The 15,760-nt window shown below is 63.7% G+C and carries 11 protein-coding genes; 10 read left to right on the forward strand and 1 reads right to left on the reverse strand.

Annotation, left to right across the window (positions count from 1 at the left end; all coding sequences use genetic code 11):
* The first annotated feature begins 2 nt into the window (after positions 1-2).
* The 10 genes from ABGT79_RS06110 (at position 3) to atzF (ending at position 15,005) form a co-directional block, all read left to right on the forward strand.
* Positions 3-1,196, forward strand: a complete 1,194-nt coding sequence (locus tag ABGT79_RS06110; RefSeq protein WP_346665452.1) for a glycoside hydrolase family 57 protein — start codon at positions 3-5, stop codon at positions 1,194-1,196.
* Between the two features lie 93 nt (positions 1,197-1,289).
* Positions 1,290-5,570: an alpha-glucan family phosphorylase gene (gene glgP, locus ABGT79_RS06115; RefSeq protein WP_346665453.1), complete on the forward strand. Its 4,281-nt coding sequence runs from the start codon at positions 1,290-1,292 to the stop codon at positions 5,568-5,570.
* Positions 5,571-6,102: 532 nt separating this feature from the next.
* Positions 6,103-7,485, forward strand: a complete 1,383-nt coding sequence (locus tag ABGT79_RS06120) for an ammonium transporter (protein ID WP_346665454.1) — start codon at positions 6,103-6,105, stop codon at positions 7,483-7,485.
* Positions 7,486-7,517: 32 nt separating this feature from the next.
* Positions 7,518-7,844, forward strand: a complete 327-nt coding sequence (locus ABGT79_RS06125; protein ID WP_294484136.1) for a P-II family nitrogen regulator — start codon at positions 7,518-7,520, stop codon at positions 7,842-7,844.
* 59 nt (positions 7,845-7,903) lie between these two features.
* Positions 7,904-9,511 carry an ABC transporter substrate-binding protein gene (locus ABGT79_RS06130; protein ID WP_346665455.1) on the forward strand — a complete coding sequence of 536 codons (1,608 nt, stop codon included), beginning with the start codon at positions 7,904-7,906 and terminating at the stop codon, positions 9,509-9,511.
* A gap of 119 nt (positions 9,512-9,630) precedes the next feature.
* Complete coding sequence (locus ABGT79_RS06135) at positions 9,631-10,644, forward strand: ABC transporter permease (protein WP_346665456.1); 1,014 nt, start codon at positions 9,631-9,633, stop codon at positions 10,642-10,644.
* Entirely contained in the window at positions 10,641-11,486 is an 846-nt protein-coding gene (locus ABGT79_RS06140) for an ABC transporter permease (protein ID WP_346665457.1), read from the forward strand. The genes ABGT79_RS06135 and ABGT79_RS06140 overlap by 4 nt, the downstream gene beginning before the upstream one ends.
* The gene (locus tag ABGT79_RS06145) at positions 11,486-12,340 is read left to right on the forward strand and encodes an ABC transporter ATP-binding protein (RefSeq protein ID WP_346665458.1); all 855 of its coding nucleotides are present in this window, start codon (positions 11,486-11,488) and stop codon (positions 12,338-12,340) included. The genes ABGT79_RS06140 and ABGT79_RS06145 overlap by 1 nt, the downstream gene beginning before the upstream one ends.
* An 8-nt stretch (positions 12,341-12,348) precedes the next feature.
* On the forward strand, positions 12,349-13,146 hold the full coding sequence (locus ABGT79_RS06150) for an ABC transporter ATP-binding protein (protein ID WP_346665459.1): 798 nt from the start codon (positions 12,349-12,351) through the stop codon (positions 13,144-13,146).
* A gap of 26 nt (positions 13,147-13,172) precedes the next feature.
* On the forward strand, positions 13,173-15,005 hold the full coding sequence (atzF, locus tag ABGT79_RS06155; protein WP_346665460.1) for an allophanate hydrolase: 1,833 nt from the start codon (positions 13,173-13,175) through the stop codon (positions 15,003-15,005).
* A gap of 100 nt (positions 15,006-15,105) precedes the next feature.
* Here the strand turns inward: atzF and ABGT79_RS06160 are convergent, their stop codons facing one another.
* Positions 15,106-15,705, reverse strand: coding sequence for a nitroreductase family protein (locus ABGT79_RS06160; protein WP_346665461.1), 600 nt, complete (start codon positions 15,703-15,705; stop codon positions 15,106-15,108).
* Positions 15,706-15,760 lie beyond the last annotated feature (55 nt).

A 15,760-nucleotide genomic window follows, 5' to 3' on the forward strand; every position in this document is an offset into this window, starting at 1 on the left:
CCATGCCTTCCGTATGCTTTTACTTTGAAGTTCATCAGCCTTACCGTCTCCGCCCCTACAGCTTTTTCGACATCGGCGCCAAAAACGACTATGAAGACGCCCGGCAGAACCGCGACGTCCTGCGCAAGGTGGCCGAAAAATGCTATCTGCCCATGAACTCCCTGCTGCTTGAACTCATCGAGCGTCATCAGGGCCGGTTCCGCGTGTCCTTCTCCCTCACCGGCATCGTGCTCGACCAGTTCATGGAATACGCGCCCGAAGTGCTCGACAGCTTCCGCGCGCTCGCCCGCACCGGCTGCGTCGAATTTCTCGACGAAACCGACAATCACAGCCTCGCCTGCCTCTTCTCCGAAGACGAATTCCGCTCGCAGATAAGCCGGCATCGGGAAAAGATGCAGGAACTCTTCGGGCAGAGCCCGCGCGCGTTCCGCAACACCGAACTCGTGTACAGCAACGACGTGGCCCGCATCGCCCGCGACATGGGCTACTCCGTCATTCTCGCCGAGGGCGTCGATCGCGTGCTCGGCTGGCGCAGCCCGAACTTCGTCTATCAGCCCGCAAGCTGCCCGGACATGAAGCTGCTGCTCAGAAACTATTCCCTTTCCGACGACATCGCCTTCCGCTTCTCCAACCGCGACTGGCCCGCCTACCCGCTCATGGCCGACACCTTTGCCGGGTGGCTGCACCGGATCAAGGGCAACGGCGACGTCGTCAACCTGTTCATGGACTACGAAACCTTCGGCGAACATCAGTGGGCCGACACCGGCATCTTCGAGTTCATGCGCGCTCTGCCCGACGCCGTGCTGCGCGATCCCGACTTCGACTTCCTCACCGTGTCCGAAGCGGCGGACCGTTATCCCGTCCGCGCCGAGCTCGACGTGCCGAACCACATCTCCTGGGCCGACGCCGAACGCGATCTCTCCGCCTGGCTCGGCAACGACATGCAGAAGGACGCCTTCCGCGCCCTGTACGAATGCCTCGGCCTCGTGAAGTACGTCAACGATCCGGAACTTGACGAAGCCTGGAGAAGATTGCAGAGTTCCGATCATCTCTACTACATGGGCACGCCCCGCGCCTCCGACGGCGACGTTCACAAGTACTTCTCCCCCTACCGCTCCGCCATGGAGGCCTACACCAACTTTATGAACATTCTGGCAGACTTCCGCATTCGCCTCTTTGCGAAGGCCAACCAGTAACATGACAAGAAACTGACAGAAAGACCCCGCTTTTGCCCGCTTTTCCGGGAAAGCGAGGGTCTTCCTGTCAGAATTCATTTTAATGGAGATTTCATGAATCAACCTTCACGCACTCATCTTTTCGAGGTCAGCTGGGAAGTGTGCAACAAGGTCGGCGGCATCTATGAGGTCGTCGCCAGCAAGGCGCAGCAGGCCATGCGCGCCTTTGATGGTGAATACATCCTCCTGGGCCCCGACACCAAGCACAACACCGAGTTCACCGAGACGGACGAGCCTTTCTGGGACGCCCTGCGCTATCCCCTCAAGGACAAGGATCTGCACTGCCGCTTCGGCCGCTGGGAAATTCCCGGCCGTCCGCGCGTCATTCTTGTCGATTTCAACGGCCGGCACGACTCCAATCAGATTCTGCGCCAGCTCTGGGAGCGTTTCGGCGTCGATTCTCTGTCCGGCGGCTGGGACTACGTCGAGCCCGTGCTGTTCAGCTACACCTGCGGCGAAGTCATCGCCACCATTCATCAGGTGCTCTCCAACCGCAACAAGAGCCACGGCATAGCCCACTTCCATGAATGGATGTGCGGCGCGGGCATTCTCGCGCTCAAGCAGCTCGCCCCCTCCATGGGCACGGTGTTCACCACCCACGCCACCGTGCTCGGCCGCGCCATGGCCGGCAGCGGCGTGGACATCTACGCCCGCATGTCGGAAATCTCCCCCTCGCAGGAAGCCTACCGCTACAACGTGACCGCCAAGTGCTCCATGGAAACCGTGAGCGCCCGCGAAGCCGACGTGTTCACCACCGTGAGCGGCATCACCGCCGAGGAGGCACGCGTGTTCCTCGGCCGTACGCCCGACGTCATTACCGACAACGGCCTCGACCTTTCCTCCATCCGCGACTACAGCGCCGACCGCGACGCCGCCCTCGCCAACCGCGCCCGCCTGCTCGAACCCGTGAGCCGCCTGCTGCGCAGGAAAATCACCCCCGACACCCGCATTCTGGTGATCTCCGGCCGCTACGAGTACCACAACAAGGGCGTGGATCTCTTCCTCGACGCGCTCGCCAGGGCCAAGCAGTCCATGCAGAACACCTCCAGCAAGGTGCTCGCCCTCATGCTCATGATGGGCGGCCACACCGGCGTGGACGAAAACGCCGTCAGCGGCGATCCCGCCGCCGTGGCCGATCCTTCCCTGCCCGGCGCGGGCTTTCTCACGAGCCATCAGGTCTATGACGCGCCCAACGATCCCATTCTCACCGCCTGCCGCCGCCTCGGTCTGAACAACACCGCCGACGACAACGTGCAGGTCGTGTTCGTGCCCGCCCTGCTCGACGGCCGCGACGGCTTCCTGAACATGCCCTACTTCGACGTGCTCTCCGGCTGCGATCTCGGCGTGTTCCCGTCCTGGTACGAGCCCTGGGGCTACACGCCTCACGAAAGCGCCGCCTACAGCGTGCCCACCGTCACCACCGATCTTTCCGGCTTCGGCCTCTGGATCCGCCAGATGGAAAACAAGATCGGCACGCAGCCGGGCATCGGCGTCATCGCGCGCCGCAACAACGACTACGCCAAAACCGTGGACGCTCTCGCCGAGGTCATCGTCCACTACGCCACCTGCTCCGACGAAGAGCTCGACCAGCGCCGCCGCACCGTGCGCGCCGCCGCCTCCCACGCCGACTGGAGCGAGTTCTTCAAGCTCTACATGAACGCCTACTCCATGGCCAACGAAAAGGCGCACTTCCGTCGCCACGCCTCCAATCACACTCAGTCTTCCACGTTCTCCAAGGAACTCGCCATGCGTCCTTCTTCCATTCCCTTCCTGCGCACGCTGAACGCCGTGTCGGAACTGCCCGAACAACTCAGCCGCCTGCACGACATCGCCTGCAACGTCTGGTGGAGCTGGCAGCCCGAAGCGCTGGCGCTGTTCCGCGGCATGTCGCCCGAACTGTGGGAGAAGTGCGACCACAACCCCATCTACATGGTGGAAAACACGCCGCCCGAACGTCTGCGCGACCTTGCCGCCGACATGACCTTCGTGACCCGTCTGAACAAGCTCGCCGAAAAGTTCGACGCCTACATGGCTCAGCCCGTCGTGTCCGAAGCCATGGAAGACGGCACGCCCGTCATTTCCTCCGACCGCCCCGTGGCCTACTTCTCCACCGAATACGGCCTGCATGAAAGCCTCCAGCTCTATTCCGGCGGTCTCGGCGTGCTCTCCGGCGACCATCTCAAGTCCTCGAGCGACGAACGCCTGCCCCTCGTGGGCGTGGGCCTGTTCTACCTCAACGGCTACTTCCAGCAGACCGTGGACAAGAACGGCCATCAGAACCCGCAGTACCCCGAGAATCAGCCCGGCAGCCTGCCCCTCGAAGCCATGCTCGACGACAAGGGCGAACCGCTCATGATCTCCCTGCCGCTCGGTTCCCGCACCCTGTACGCCCGCATCTGGAAGCTGCAGGTCGGCCTCATCTCCCTGTACCTCATGGACACCAACGTGCCCCAGAACAACGACGACGACCGCCGCGTCACCGCCCGCCTCTACGAAGCCGACCGCGACGTGCGCATGCGTCAGGAAATTCTGCTCGGCATCGGCGGCGTGCGCATGCTGGCCGCCCTCGGCATCACGCCTTCCGTGTGGCACATGAACGAAGGTCATTCCGCCTTCCTCGTGCTGGAGCGCCTGCGTCAGCACATGAAGGGCGACGACCTCACCCTCGACGAAGCCAGGATTCTCGTGCGCAGCTCCTGCGTGTTCACCACCCACACCCCCGTGGACGCCGGCAACGAACGCTTCTCCGTGGATCTCATGGCCCGCTACTTCCAGCCCTACGCGGAAATGCTCGGCCTTGAATGGGCCGACTTCCTGAACCTCGGACACCAGGACGGCGGCGATCCCAACAACTTCGACATGACCGTGCTCGCCCTGCGCATGTCCTCTCAGGCCAACGGCGTGAGCGCCATGCACGGCATGGTTTCCCGCCGCATGTGGCGCAACATCTGGAAGGGCTTCACCGAAGCGGAACTGCCCATCGGTCACGTGACCAACGGCGTGCACACCGCCTCCTACGTGGGCCCCGCCTTCCGCCTGCTGCTGAACCACTACCTCGGACCCAAATGGCTGGACATGAAGCCTGAAGACCCCGCGTGGAAAAAGGTGCAGTCCATCCCGGACGACGAATACTGGGCCGCCCGCCGCGCCCAGAAGCAGGCCCTCATCGATGCGCTGCGCGAACGCCTGCCGCACTGCGCCGCCTACTCCGACATTTCCGGAGAAGAGCGCACGAAGTGGCTTTCCGCCCTCACGCAGAACACGCTCATCATCGGCTTCGCCCGCCGCTTCGCGCCCTACAAGCGCGCCACCATGCTCTTTGCCGATCCCGACCGTCTGGCCCGTCTGCTCAACGATCCCGACCGTCCCACCGTGCTGGTCATAGCCGGCAAGGCGCATCCTGCTGACAGCAAGGGCATAGAGCTCATCGAGGAAGTGGTGCGCTGGTCGCGCGATCCGCGCTTCTACGGCAAGATCTTCTTCCTGGAAAACTACAACCTCGAAGTCTCCCGCCTGCTCTCCCGCGGCTGCGACGTGTGGCTCAACACGCCCCGCCGTCCGCATGAAGCCAGCGGCACCAGCGGCGAAAAGGTGCCGGTGAACGGCGGCATCAACCTCAGCATCTCCGACGGCTGGTGGGTCGAAGGCGACAACGGCAAAAACGGCTGGACCATCGGTCCCAAGGCCACCTATGCCACCCTCTCCGCCGAACAGAACGACTACGACGACGCCGAAAGCCTGTATCAGATTCTGGAAAACGACGTCGTGCCGCTGTTCTTCCAGCGCGACTCCGACGCCCTGCCCCACGGCTGGATTGCCGTGTCCAAGAACTCCCTGCAGAGCCTGACCGCCATGTACGGCTGCCGCCGCATGGTGCGCGACTACATGGAAAAGATCTATCTGCCCGCCGCCCGCCGCGGCGTGGCCATGGACGCCGACCGTCAGGCCAAGGCCCGCTCCGTCGCTGCGTGGCTGCAGAGCATTCCCGGCCGCTTCAACACCACGGCCATTCAGTCCATCGAACTCAACGGCCTCGACGGCGACACCGTGTACTGCGGCAAGCCCTTCACCGTGAAGCTCACCCTGGACCCCGGCGACATGAAGAAGGAAGAACTGCTCGCCCAGTTCGTCTTCGGCGTGACCGACGGCATGAACTTCATCGAAGAGCCGCAGATCGTGAACCTCTCCCTCACCGGAGAAGCGGACGGCAAGCTCGTGTATGAAGCCGCCTGCGAGGCGAAGAGCAACGGTCTGCACGCCTACGGCGTGCGCGTGGTGCCCTTCGTGGATCCGCTGGACAACGTCATGCTCTCCGGCCTCGTCCACTGGGCGTAACGCCTGACGCCTGATCCGAAACACCGGCAACGCCCGGAATCGCAACGCGGTTCCGGGCGTTTTTGCGTCCGGCCGCCCGCGGTACAGGATTGGATCACGGATACCGCAGACCGGAAAACGCAGGGCCCCGCGGCCCGCCGCAGCTCTCTTTTGCCGGACGCTCAGACCGACGACGCGCCCGACGTTTCCCGTTCGGGCGCGGTTCGTGTTCCGCCGTCATGCGCGCGCCTCCCTCCGGCGAAACATGTGCCCGCTTCCGTGCTCCGCCGCCCCCCCGTCGGACCGCTTTTTCATCAAAACAATTTGGTATCGTTCCGGGTGAAAATTTCAACCATGCAATATTCTTTATCTTTTTTTCACATGTCTTGCCGCGTCGAACGCCGGGGAAAATTTTTCTTCGATACAAAAAAATGCCTGAAAAATGTGGTCACCATAGCGTAATTTCGATATCCGTTTGAAATATCAACATTAAATAATTCTGGCACGATTTCTGCACAAAGGAAGCCATCCAGGTACTCCCAGGAGGTTTTCCATGATTTACAGTACAGATTTCTCCCCTCGAACCACCCGCGTGCTGCGACTCTCCGCAGCGGCTCTGGCGCTCGGCGCTCTGCTCGCTCCCGATACGGCTCTGGCCGAAGACGCCCCTTCCTTTCTGAGTCAGCAGGACGGCAACATCATCTGGACCATGCTCGGAGCCATGCTCGTCATGTTCATGCAGCCGGGCTTCGCCCTCGTGGAATGCGGCCTCACCCGCGCCAAGAACGCCGGCAACATCCTCATGAAGAACTTTGTGGACTTCAGCGTGGGCACGCCCCTGTTCTTCCTGCTCGGCTTCGGACTCATGTTCGGCGCGTCCAACGGGTTCATCGGTTCGCCGTCCTTCGGCATGAACTTCATTGATCCCACCACCCCCGAGGGCGGCTGGGCCTGGACCTTCTTCTTCTTCCAGGCCATGTTCGCGGCCACTTCGGCCACCATCGTGTCCGGCTGCATCGCCGAACGCACCGACTTCAAGGCCTACATTCTGGTTTCCATTCTGGTTTCCGCCTTCATCTATCCCATCAGCGGCGGCTGGGCCTGGAACAGCCTCTTCGCCGACACCAAGGGCTGGCTTGAAAATCTCGGCTTCATCGACTTCGCTGGTTCCACGGTCGTGCATTCCGTGGGCGGCTGGATAGGTCTCGCCGGCGCCATCTGTGTGGGTCCGCGCATCGGCAAGTACTCCCCCGACGGCAAGTCCCTCGCCATTCCCGGTCACAACATTCCTCTGGTCGCGCTCGGCGTGTTCATCCTGTGGTTCGCGTGGTTCGGCTTCAACTGCGGCTCCACCACCACTCCCGACGGCACCGTGGGCTACATTGCCGTGAACACCTGCCTCTCCGCCTGCACCGGCTTTGCCGCCGCCATGGTCACCATCTGGATCATCACCGGCAAGCCCGACCCCTCCATGGCCATGAACGGCGTGCTCGCCGGCCTCGTGGGCGTGACCGCCGGCTGCTATGAAGTCTCCCCCGTCGGCTCCATCTTCATCGGCATCATCTGCGGCATCGTGGTTGTGTTCTCCATCCTGTTCGTCGATCAGAAGCTCCACATCGACGACCCCGTCGGCGCGGTTTCCGTCCACGGCGTGTGCGGCTTCCTCGGCACGGTTCTCGTCGGCCTGTTCGCCGCTCCCGGCTACGGCTCCAACGTCGGCCTGCTCTACGGCGGCGGCGTCCATCTGCTCCTCATCCAGCTGCTCGGCGCGGTCAGCGTGGGCGCGTGGGCCTTCATCACCGGCATGTGCGCCTTCAAGATCGCCGACAAGGTCATCGGCCTGCGCGTGAGCCGCGAAGTCGAACTCAAGGGCCTCGACATCACCGAACACGGCGCCGACGTGTACAGCGGCTTCCAGATCTTCTCCAACGAATAAGCCGACCGATCAAACATAACAGGAGCTGAAAAATGAAGCTTGTAGTTGCCTATATCCGTCCGGAATGTCTCGGACCCGTCAAGCAGGAACTGTACGCCAAGGGACTCTACAGCATGTCCGTCACCAACATCCTCGGCTCGGGCCGCCAGAAGGGCTACGTGGAAATGTACCGCGGCGTGGCCACCGAAGTGACCCTGCTCAAGAAGGTGCGCATAGAACTCTGCCTGCACGACGAAGACGTGCAGACCGCCATGACCGCCATTTCCGAAGGCGCGTCCACCGGTCATGAAGGCGACGGCATCATCTACGTCGTGGACATCGTGGCCAGCCAGCGCATCCGCACCGGCGACAGTCTGTAAGCCCGATCTGCAACAAAGGGCGCTCCGTGCGCCCTCACCATTTTTTCTTTGAGGTTCCCATGAAGATTCTTCCCGCCATCGCCGGTCTCCTTCTGCTGGGACTGTGCGCCACAACCGCGCCCGTGCAGGCTCCCGCCGCGGGCATTCCCAAGGACACGCTGCTGTTCATACGCGAAAGCGGCGGCAACTCCTTCGACATTCAGGGCACCGGCACCAACCGCTCCGCCTACGGCCTCTCCTGGAACGTCTATGACCGCCTGGTGACCTACGGCATCAAGAAGCATCCTTCCGGCACGCTGATGTACGACTACACCAAGATCGAACCCGCCCTCGCCGAAAGCTGGGACATCTCTCCCGACGGCCGCGTGATCACCTTCCATCTGCGGAAGGACGCCGTGTTCCACGACGGCACGCCCGTCACCGCCGACGACGTGAAGTGGTCCTTCGACAGAGCGGTGTCCGTGGGCGGCTTCCCCACCTTCCAGATGAGCGCCGGCTCCATGACGAAGCCCGAGCAGTTCACGGTGGTGGACAAGTACACCTTCCGCGTGACCCTCGACAAGGCCGACAAGCTCGCGCTGCCCAACATCGGCACGCCCGTGCCCGCCATCTACAACTCCACGCTGGCCAAGAAGCACGCCACCGACAAGGATCCCTGGGCCATGGAATGGCTCAAGCTGCACGACGCCGGCAGCGGCGCCTACAAGGTGAAGAGCTTCAAGCCCGGCGTGCAGACCGTGTACGAACGCTTCGACGACTGGAAATGCGGCCCCCTGCCCGCCATGAAGACCGTCATCGAACGCGTGGTTCCTTCCGCCTCCACCCGCCGCGCCATGCTTGAAAAGGGCGACGTGGACCTCTCCCTCGACCTGCCTCCCAAGAACTTCGCCGAACTGCACGACGAGGGCAAGCTGAAGGTCGAAGGCATTCCGGTGGAAAACTGCATGTGGTTCGTGGACATGAACGTGACCATTCCTCCGTTCGACAATCCGCTGGTGCGCAAGGCCATAAGCTACGCCGTGCCCTATGAGGCCATCTACAAGGCTTCCACCTACGGCCGCGCCGCCCCGCTCTACGGCGCTGCGAGCGATACGCCCGCCACGGCAGAATGGCCTCAGCCCTTCCCCTATCATACCGACGTGGAGAAGGCCAAGAAGCTGCTCGCCGAAGCCGGCTACCCCAACGGCTTCAAGACTACCCTTTCCTACAGCCTCGGCAAGGCCTCGCTGGGCGAACCCGCCGCGCTTCTGCTGCAGAAGGCCCTCAAGGACATAGGCGTGGAAACCACCATGGAAAAGGTGCCCGGAGCCAACTGGCGCACGGCCATGACCCGCAAGGACATGCCCCTGCTCGTGGACGACATGGGCGGCTGGCTGAACTACGCCGACTACTTCTTCTACTGGAACTACCACAGCCAGAACGGCGTGTTCAACACCATGTCCTACCAGAACAAGGAAATGGACGGCTACATCGAAGCGGCCCGCTTCGCTCCCGACAAGGCCTCCTATGACGAAGCCATCAAGAAGTGCCTGAAGAAGGCCTTCGACGACGCGCCCCGCCTGCCCCTGTTCCAGCCCAACCTCGACGTGGCCATGCAGCCCTACGTTCACAACTACCAGTACTGGTTCCACCGTCAGCTCGACTTCCGAACCATTACCAAGGAATAAGCTCCCCCCCCCGCCGGGTCTCCCTCACGGGAGCCCGGCCCCTTTCTCATCAGGGTTCAGGGCCTTCGGGCCCTGCCCTGTTCCCGGATCCCCGCAGACTCCGGAAAACAGGATCCTCTATGCTTCGCTTCATCCTGCGCCGTATTCTCGCGGCCATACCCAACCTTGCGGGCGTGCTCATCATCACTTTTCTGCTGGCCCGCGCGCTTCCCGGCGATCCGGCCACGTATCTGGCCGGACCTTCGGCCAGTCTCGACGCCATCGAGCAGATCCGGCAGAATCTCGGTCTCGACAAGCCTCTCATCGAACAGTTCATTCTGTACGTTTCCGACATGTGCCGCGGAGACTGGGGCACGTCCTGGGCCACCGGCCTGCCCGTGACGGAAGAAATCTTCACCCGTCTGCCCGCCTCGCTGGAGCTCACCTTCGCCGGTCTGTTCTTCGCCGTGGCCGTGGCCCTGCCCATGGGCATTCTTTCCGCCACGCGCCCCGGCTCCCTTATCGACCACATCTGCCGCATCATCAGCACGCTCGGCGTTTCTCTGCCTACCTTCTTCACCGGGCTCCTGCTCGTGTTCGTTTTCTACTACCTGCTGGGATGGGCTCCGGCCCCCATGGGACGACTGCCGCTCACGGCCATCGAACCCGACGCCGTGACGGGCTTCTTCCTCATCGACACCCTCCTCGCCGGCGACTTTGAAACCTTCCGCGCGGCCGTGATGCAGATCACCCTTCCGGCGCTCACCCTCGGCATCTTCGCCCTCGCGCCGCTCGCCCGCATGACCCGCGCCGCCATGCTCCAGGTGCTCTCCGCGGACTTCATCCGCACGGCCCGGGCCTCCAATCTGCCCCGCTGGAAAATCATCTTCGTGTACGCGCTGCGCAATGCGGCCAATCCGCTGTTCACCACGCTCGGCATGGTGTTCTCCTTCACGCTCGGCGCCAACGTGCTGGTGGAAAAGGTCTTTTCCTGGCCCGGCATCGGCTCCTTCGCCCTTGAGGCGCTGCTCACCTCCGACTACGCCGCCGTGCAGGGCTTCGTGCTGACCATGGGCATTCTCTACGTGTTCGTGAACCTGATCACCGACCTGCTCCAGGTGCTGAACGATCCCCGCATAAGGATGAACATATGAGCTCCTTCACCCGTCATGTCTTCTTCTGCCTGAGGAGCAACGTGTTCTCCTGCCTTGCCGTGGGCGGTCTCGTGGTGCTCGCGGCGCTCACGGTGGCCGGGCCGTCCCTCGCCCCCTACGACGCCTTCCAGTGCGTGGACGACGCCATCATGCTTCCCCCCTCCCTGGCGCATCTTTGCGGCACCGATCAGGTGGGACGCGACGTGTTCAGCCGCATTCTCACGGCCTGCCGTCTCGACATGTCCATAGCCCTGAGCGCCGTCGGGCTCTCCCTTGTGGCGGGCACGCTCATCGGCGCCTTCGCCGGCTACTACGGCAGGCTCTTCGACAGTCTCGTGAGCCGCCTCGTGGACACCATCATGGCCTTTCCGCTCTTCGTGCTGGCCATGGCCATCGTGGCCTCGCTGGGCAACTCCGTGGCCAACATCGTCTATGCCACGGCCATCATCAACCTGCCCTTCTACATCCGCGTGGCCAGAGCCGAAGTGAGCGTGCGCCGCAACAGCCAGTTCGTGGAAGCCGCCCTCATCAGCGGCAACAGCGGCCCGCGCATCATTTTCCGCCACCTGCTGCCCAACATCATTCCCACCATCATGGTGCAGGCCTCGCTGAACCTCGGCTGGGCCATCCTGAACGCCGCCGGTCTGTCCTTCATCGGCCTCGGCGTCCGTCCGCCGGACGCCGAATGGGGCATCATGGTCGCCGAAGGCGCGCAGTACATCGTGTCCGGCGAATGGTGGATAGCCCTCTTTCCCGGCATCGCCCTCATGCTCACCGTGCTCTGCTTCAACTTTCTCGGCGACGCGCTCCGAGACATCTTCGATCCGAGGAGGCGTGCGTAATGACTACCTCATCTTCTCCGCTGCTTGAAGTGCAGCACCTCAGCGTAGGCTTCACCTCGGAAGGAAGCACGCTCACCGCCGTGCGCGACGTGACCCTGGAAGTCCGCCCCCACGAGTTCTTCTCCCTCGTAGGGGAATCGGGCTCCGGCAAGTCCGTGACCGTGATGACCGCCATGGGCCTGCTCGACGCCAACGGCTACGTGGAACAGGGCTGCATACGCTACGACGGCCAGATGCTGCTCGACAACAAGACGCCGCGCCGCCGCTGGCGTCGCCCCGGCGACATGGCCATGATCTTCCAGTACCCCATCGTATCCCTGAACCCCGTGCGCACCATCGGCCTGCAGCTTCGCGACGTGCTGGAAACGCTGCCCGAACGCCCCGCCTCCGCCAAAGAAGCCCGCGACGCCGCCCGGGAACTTCTCGAAAAGGTGCGCATCCGCGACCCGGAACGCTGCCTCGACGCCTATCCCTTCGAGCTTTCCGGTGGCATGTGTCAGCGCGTGCTCATCGCCATGTCACTGGCGCGGCGTCCGCGCCTGCTCTTTGCCGACGAGCCCACCACCGGCCTCGACGCCCTCACGCAGGACACCATTCTCAAGCTCCTGCGCGACATGATGGACGAAACCGGCATGTCCATACTGTTCATCACCCACGATCTCGGCCTGGCCGTGCAGTACAGCGACCGCATAGGCGTCATACGGCACGGCGAACTGCTGGAAACGGGACTGCCCGGCGATCTGCTGAGCCACCCCTCCCATCCCTACACGAAACGGCTCTTCGCCTCCACGCCGAGCCTCATGACCAGCCTCGACGACATCCGCCGTCTGGGCCCGGTCGAAGCCGATTCCTGAGGTGCGTCATGCTTCCGCTTCTTCAAGTCAGTCATCTCTACAAGTCCTTCACGCCCGGCGTGTACGCCGTGCAGGACGTGTCCTTTGAACTGAAACGCAGCACCTGCCTCGGCATTGCCGGGGAATCGGGTTCCGGCAAGTCCACGCTCATCCGCATGCTGGCGCGCCTCATCGACGTCAGTCCCGGCCCGGGCGGCGGCGACGAAGGCTCCATCCGCCTGTTCCGTGACGACATCAGTCTGCTGCCGCCGCGCTTCTTTGCGCATCATCCCCTGCGCTCGCAGATTCAGATGGTGTTTCAGGATCCCACCAGCAGCCTGAATCCCTGCTGGACCGCCGCCCGCTGCATTGCCGACCCTCTGCGCGTGCTGCTCGGCATCCGCGACAGGGACGTGCTTGCCAAGCACGTGCGCCGTCTGGCGCAGCTCGTCCATCTGCCGGAAGAGCTGCTCGACAGGCTGCCGCATCAGCTTTCCGGCGGACAGAAGGCCCGCGTGGGCATCGCCCGCGCCCTCGGCCCCCGGCCGAGCATCCTGCTGCTGGACGAACCCACCACCGCGCTCGACGTGTCCGTGCAAGGGCAGATTCTCTGCCTGCTCGACGACCTCAAGCGTCAGCTGGATCTCAGTCTCATTTTCGTGTCCCACGATCTCAACGTGCTGCGCCTGCTGTGCGACCGCCTCATCGTCATGCAGCAGGGCCGCGTGGTGGAGCAGGGAACCACGGCGGAAGTGTTCGCGCATCCCACGCACGAGTACACCCGTTCGCTTCTCTCTTCCATGCCTGTTCTGAACAAAACGGCCTGACCGGTCGAAAAAAACACGGAGACATCATGACCCCCTTTCCTTCCAGCCCCACTCTTTCCGCCGTCCGAGCCTGGTACGCCCAGGGCGGCGACCCTGAACAGGGCCTCTGCGACCTGGCCCGCCGCATCCGCCGCGACAGCGCAAACGGCGTATGGATCACCCTCATCGACGAAAACGAAGTGCGCGAGCGCGTGCGCGAACTGAAGGCCGCCTGCGCAACGCTCCCGGAAGAAGAGCGCCGGAGCCGGTATCCGCTTCTCGGCATTCCCTTTGCCGTGAAGGACAACATGGACGTCGCGGGCAAGGAAACCACCGCCGCCTGCCCGGCCTACGCCTACACCGCCGAGTCCACGGCCTTTGTGGTGCAGCGCCTGCTCGACGCCGGAGCCGTGCTCATGGGCAAGACCAACATGGACCAGTTCGCCACCGGTCTTGTGGGCGTGCGCTCCCCCTACGGGGCCTGCCCCAACAGCTTCGATCCCGCGTACATCAGCGGCGGCTCAAGCTCCGGTTCGGCGCACGTAACGGCCAAGGGCTACGTGAGCTTCAGCCTCGGCACGGACACCGCCGGTTCCGGACGCGTGCCCGCGGCGCTGAACAACCTTGTGGGCCTCAAGCCCAGCCACGGCCTGCTTTCCACGTGCGGCGTGGTTCCGGCCTGCCCCTCGCTGGACTGCGTGTCCATCTTCGCCCTCACCTGCGAGGACGCCGCCGAAGTGTTCGCCGTGGCGCAGGCTCCCGACGAGAAGGACGTGTGGAGCCGGGAAGCCGCATCTTCTCCCGCGCCCCTGGGCTCGACCTTCACCTTCGGCGTGCCCGAAAATCCTGACTTCTGCGGAAACGACGTCTGGGCGCAGGCCTTCCGCGAGGCCATCGCCCGCCTGGAATCGCTGGGCGGCACGGCCGTGGCCCTCGACTACGCGCCCTACCGCGAAGCAGCCGACATGCTGTATTTCGGCCCGTACCTTGCGGAACGCATGGCCGTGGTGGGCGACTTCGTGGAAAAGAATCCCGAATGCTGCGACGCCACCGTGCACAAGATCATCTGCGGCGCGTCGCACTGGACGGCCGTGGACACCTTCCGCACCATCTACCGCACGCGCAATCTTCGGCAGATCGTGGCGCAGGACTTCAAGCGCGTAGACGTGCTTCTGCTGCCCACCGCCCCCACCACCTACACCATCGACGCCGTGCGCCGCGATCCCGTGCGCACCAACGTGAACATGGGCGCCTACACCAACTTCGTGAACATCCTCGACATGTGCGCCGTGGCCGTGCCCTCCTCGGTGCCGCACATGCCCGGAACGGACGTGGCCATGCCCTTCGGCGTCACGCTCATGGGTCCGGCCTTTTCGGAAGCCCGTCTGCTCGATCTCGCCTCGCGCTTCCACGCCGCGGCCATGAAGGAAGGCGTCGGGCTCGGCGCGACGGAGGTGAAGCCCGCCGCCGACAAGGGCTCGCTGCTGCTGGCCGTGGGAGGAGCGCACATGAGCGGCATGGCACTGTGCCATGAGCTCGAAGCCACGGGAGCCGCATTCGAGTGCGCCGCTGCCACGGCTCCGCACTACCGCATGAAGCTGCTGCCCGGCGGTGCGCCCCTGCGTCCGGCCATCGTGCGCGTGGAGGACGGCGGCGTTCCCATTCAGGTGGAAGTCTGGTCCATGCCCCGCAGCGCCGTGGGCGCGTTTCTGGAACGCATTCCCGCGCCGCTCGGCCTCGGTTCCGTGGAACTTGCCGACGGCTCGTGGGTAAGAGGCTTCATCTGCGGAGCCGACCTCCCCGAAAACGCCAGAGACATCAGTAAATTCGGTTCGTTCCGCACCTTCATGGAACAGGAGGGCAACGCCGCCTCGAAATAGCGGCCTTCCCCCGCAAGACATCTCCCCTGCCGTTCGACGCGTCGCCGCCCTTCCCCTCCTTCATCAGGCCGCGTCGGGCGACAGGGGACTTTTTTTGCCGTCAGTCGGCCTTTGCCGGATAGCCCACGGGCTGAATCATGTACACCTTCCAGCCGTCCGGCAGCGGCAGCTTTCCGTCCAGCCGGTTCGTCTCCTGCGCCTTCATCACGTTGGCGAGCCCCGCCGAGGCGCAGTAGAGCGCCACGTTCTCGTACATGGAGCCGACGTGAAACGGCGAGTAGCGGTCGCTCTCCTTAGCCGCATGCAGCAGCACCAGCGGCGCTCCGTTGCTGTAGAGCTTCAGGTAGTCGCCCGCAAGCACCTGATCCAGCGCATTCTTCGCGGCGTCGTAGCGGTACACGCCGGCGGGCAGAACGGCGTACACGGCAATGAGCTGACGGTTCATGGCCGTGGGCACGGTGAGTCTGCCGTCCTCGCGGTTCACGCCGCAGGCCGCCCAGAGAATGTTCGACACTTCCTGCATCGGCAGCGGACGACTGTCGAACTTCCGCTCCACATGCCGCTTTGCCAGCGATTCCAGCAGAGAAAGACCGCCCTGCTTCTGCGGCGCGGGCAGTTCCACCATCTGCGCAAGCGCGGGCGCAGGCGCGGCCAGAACCGCGCAGCACAACGCGCCGAGCACAAGTTTCTTCATGTTCATCGCGCACTCCTTTGTCGCCGTCTTTCGCCCGGCCGCCAGAGCACTAGCCGAGCAC

It is taken from the genome of uncultured Mailhella sp., assembly GCF_963931295.1.
Lineage (GTDB): Bacteria > Desulfobacterota > Desulfovibrionia > Desulfovibrionales > Desulfovibrionaceae > Mailhella.

Excerpts from the sequence above, each read along its gene's own strand:
- ABGT79_RS06110 (WP_346665452.1), top strand. The coding sequence starts at position 3 with ATGCCTTCCGTATGCTTTTACTTTGAAGTTCATCAGCCTTACCGTCTC.
- glgP (WP_346665453.1), top strand. The coding sequence starts at position 1,290 with ATGAATCAACCTTCACGCACTCATCTTTTCGAGGTCAGCTGGGAAGTG.
- ABGT79_RS06120 (WP_346665454.1), top strand. The coding sequence starts at position 6,103 with ATGATTTACAGTACAGATTTCTCCCCTCGAACCACCCGCGTGCTGCGA.
- ABGT79_RS06125 (WP_294484136.1), top strand. The coding sequence starts at position 7,518 with ATGAAGCTTGTAGTTGCCTATATCCGTCCGGAATGTCTCGGACCCGTC.
- ABGT79_RS06130 (WP_346665455.1), top strand. The coding sequence starts at position 7,904 with ATGAAGATTCTTCCCGCCATCGCCGGTCTCCTTCTGCTGGGACTGTGC.
- ABGT79_RS06135 (WP_346665456.1), top strand. The coding sequence starts at position 9,631 with ATGCTTCGCTTCATCCTGCGCCGTATTCTCGCGGCCATACCCAACCTT.
- ABGT79_RS06140 (WP_346665457.1), top strand. The coding sequence starts at position 10,641 with ATGAGCTCCTTCACCCGTCATGTCTTCTTCTGCCTGAGGAGCAACGTG.
- ABGT79_RS06145 (WP_346665458.1), top strand. The coding sequence starts at position 11,486 with ATGACTACCTCATCTTCTCCGCTGCTTGAAGTGCAGCACCTCAGCGTA.
- ABGT79_RS06150 (WP_346665459.1), top strand. The coding sequence starts at position 12,349 with ATGCTTCCGCTTCTTCAAGTCAGTCATCTCTACAAGTCCTTCACGCCC.
- atzF (WP_346665460.1), top strand. The coding sequence starts at position 13,173 with ATGACCCCCTTTCCTTCCAGCCCCACTCTTTCCGCCGTCCGAGCCTGG.
- ABGT79_RS06160 (WP_346665461.1), bottom strand. The coding sequence starts at position 15,705 with ATGAACATGAAGAAACTTGTGCTCGGCGCGTTGTGCTGCGCGGTTCTG.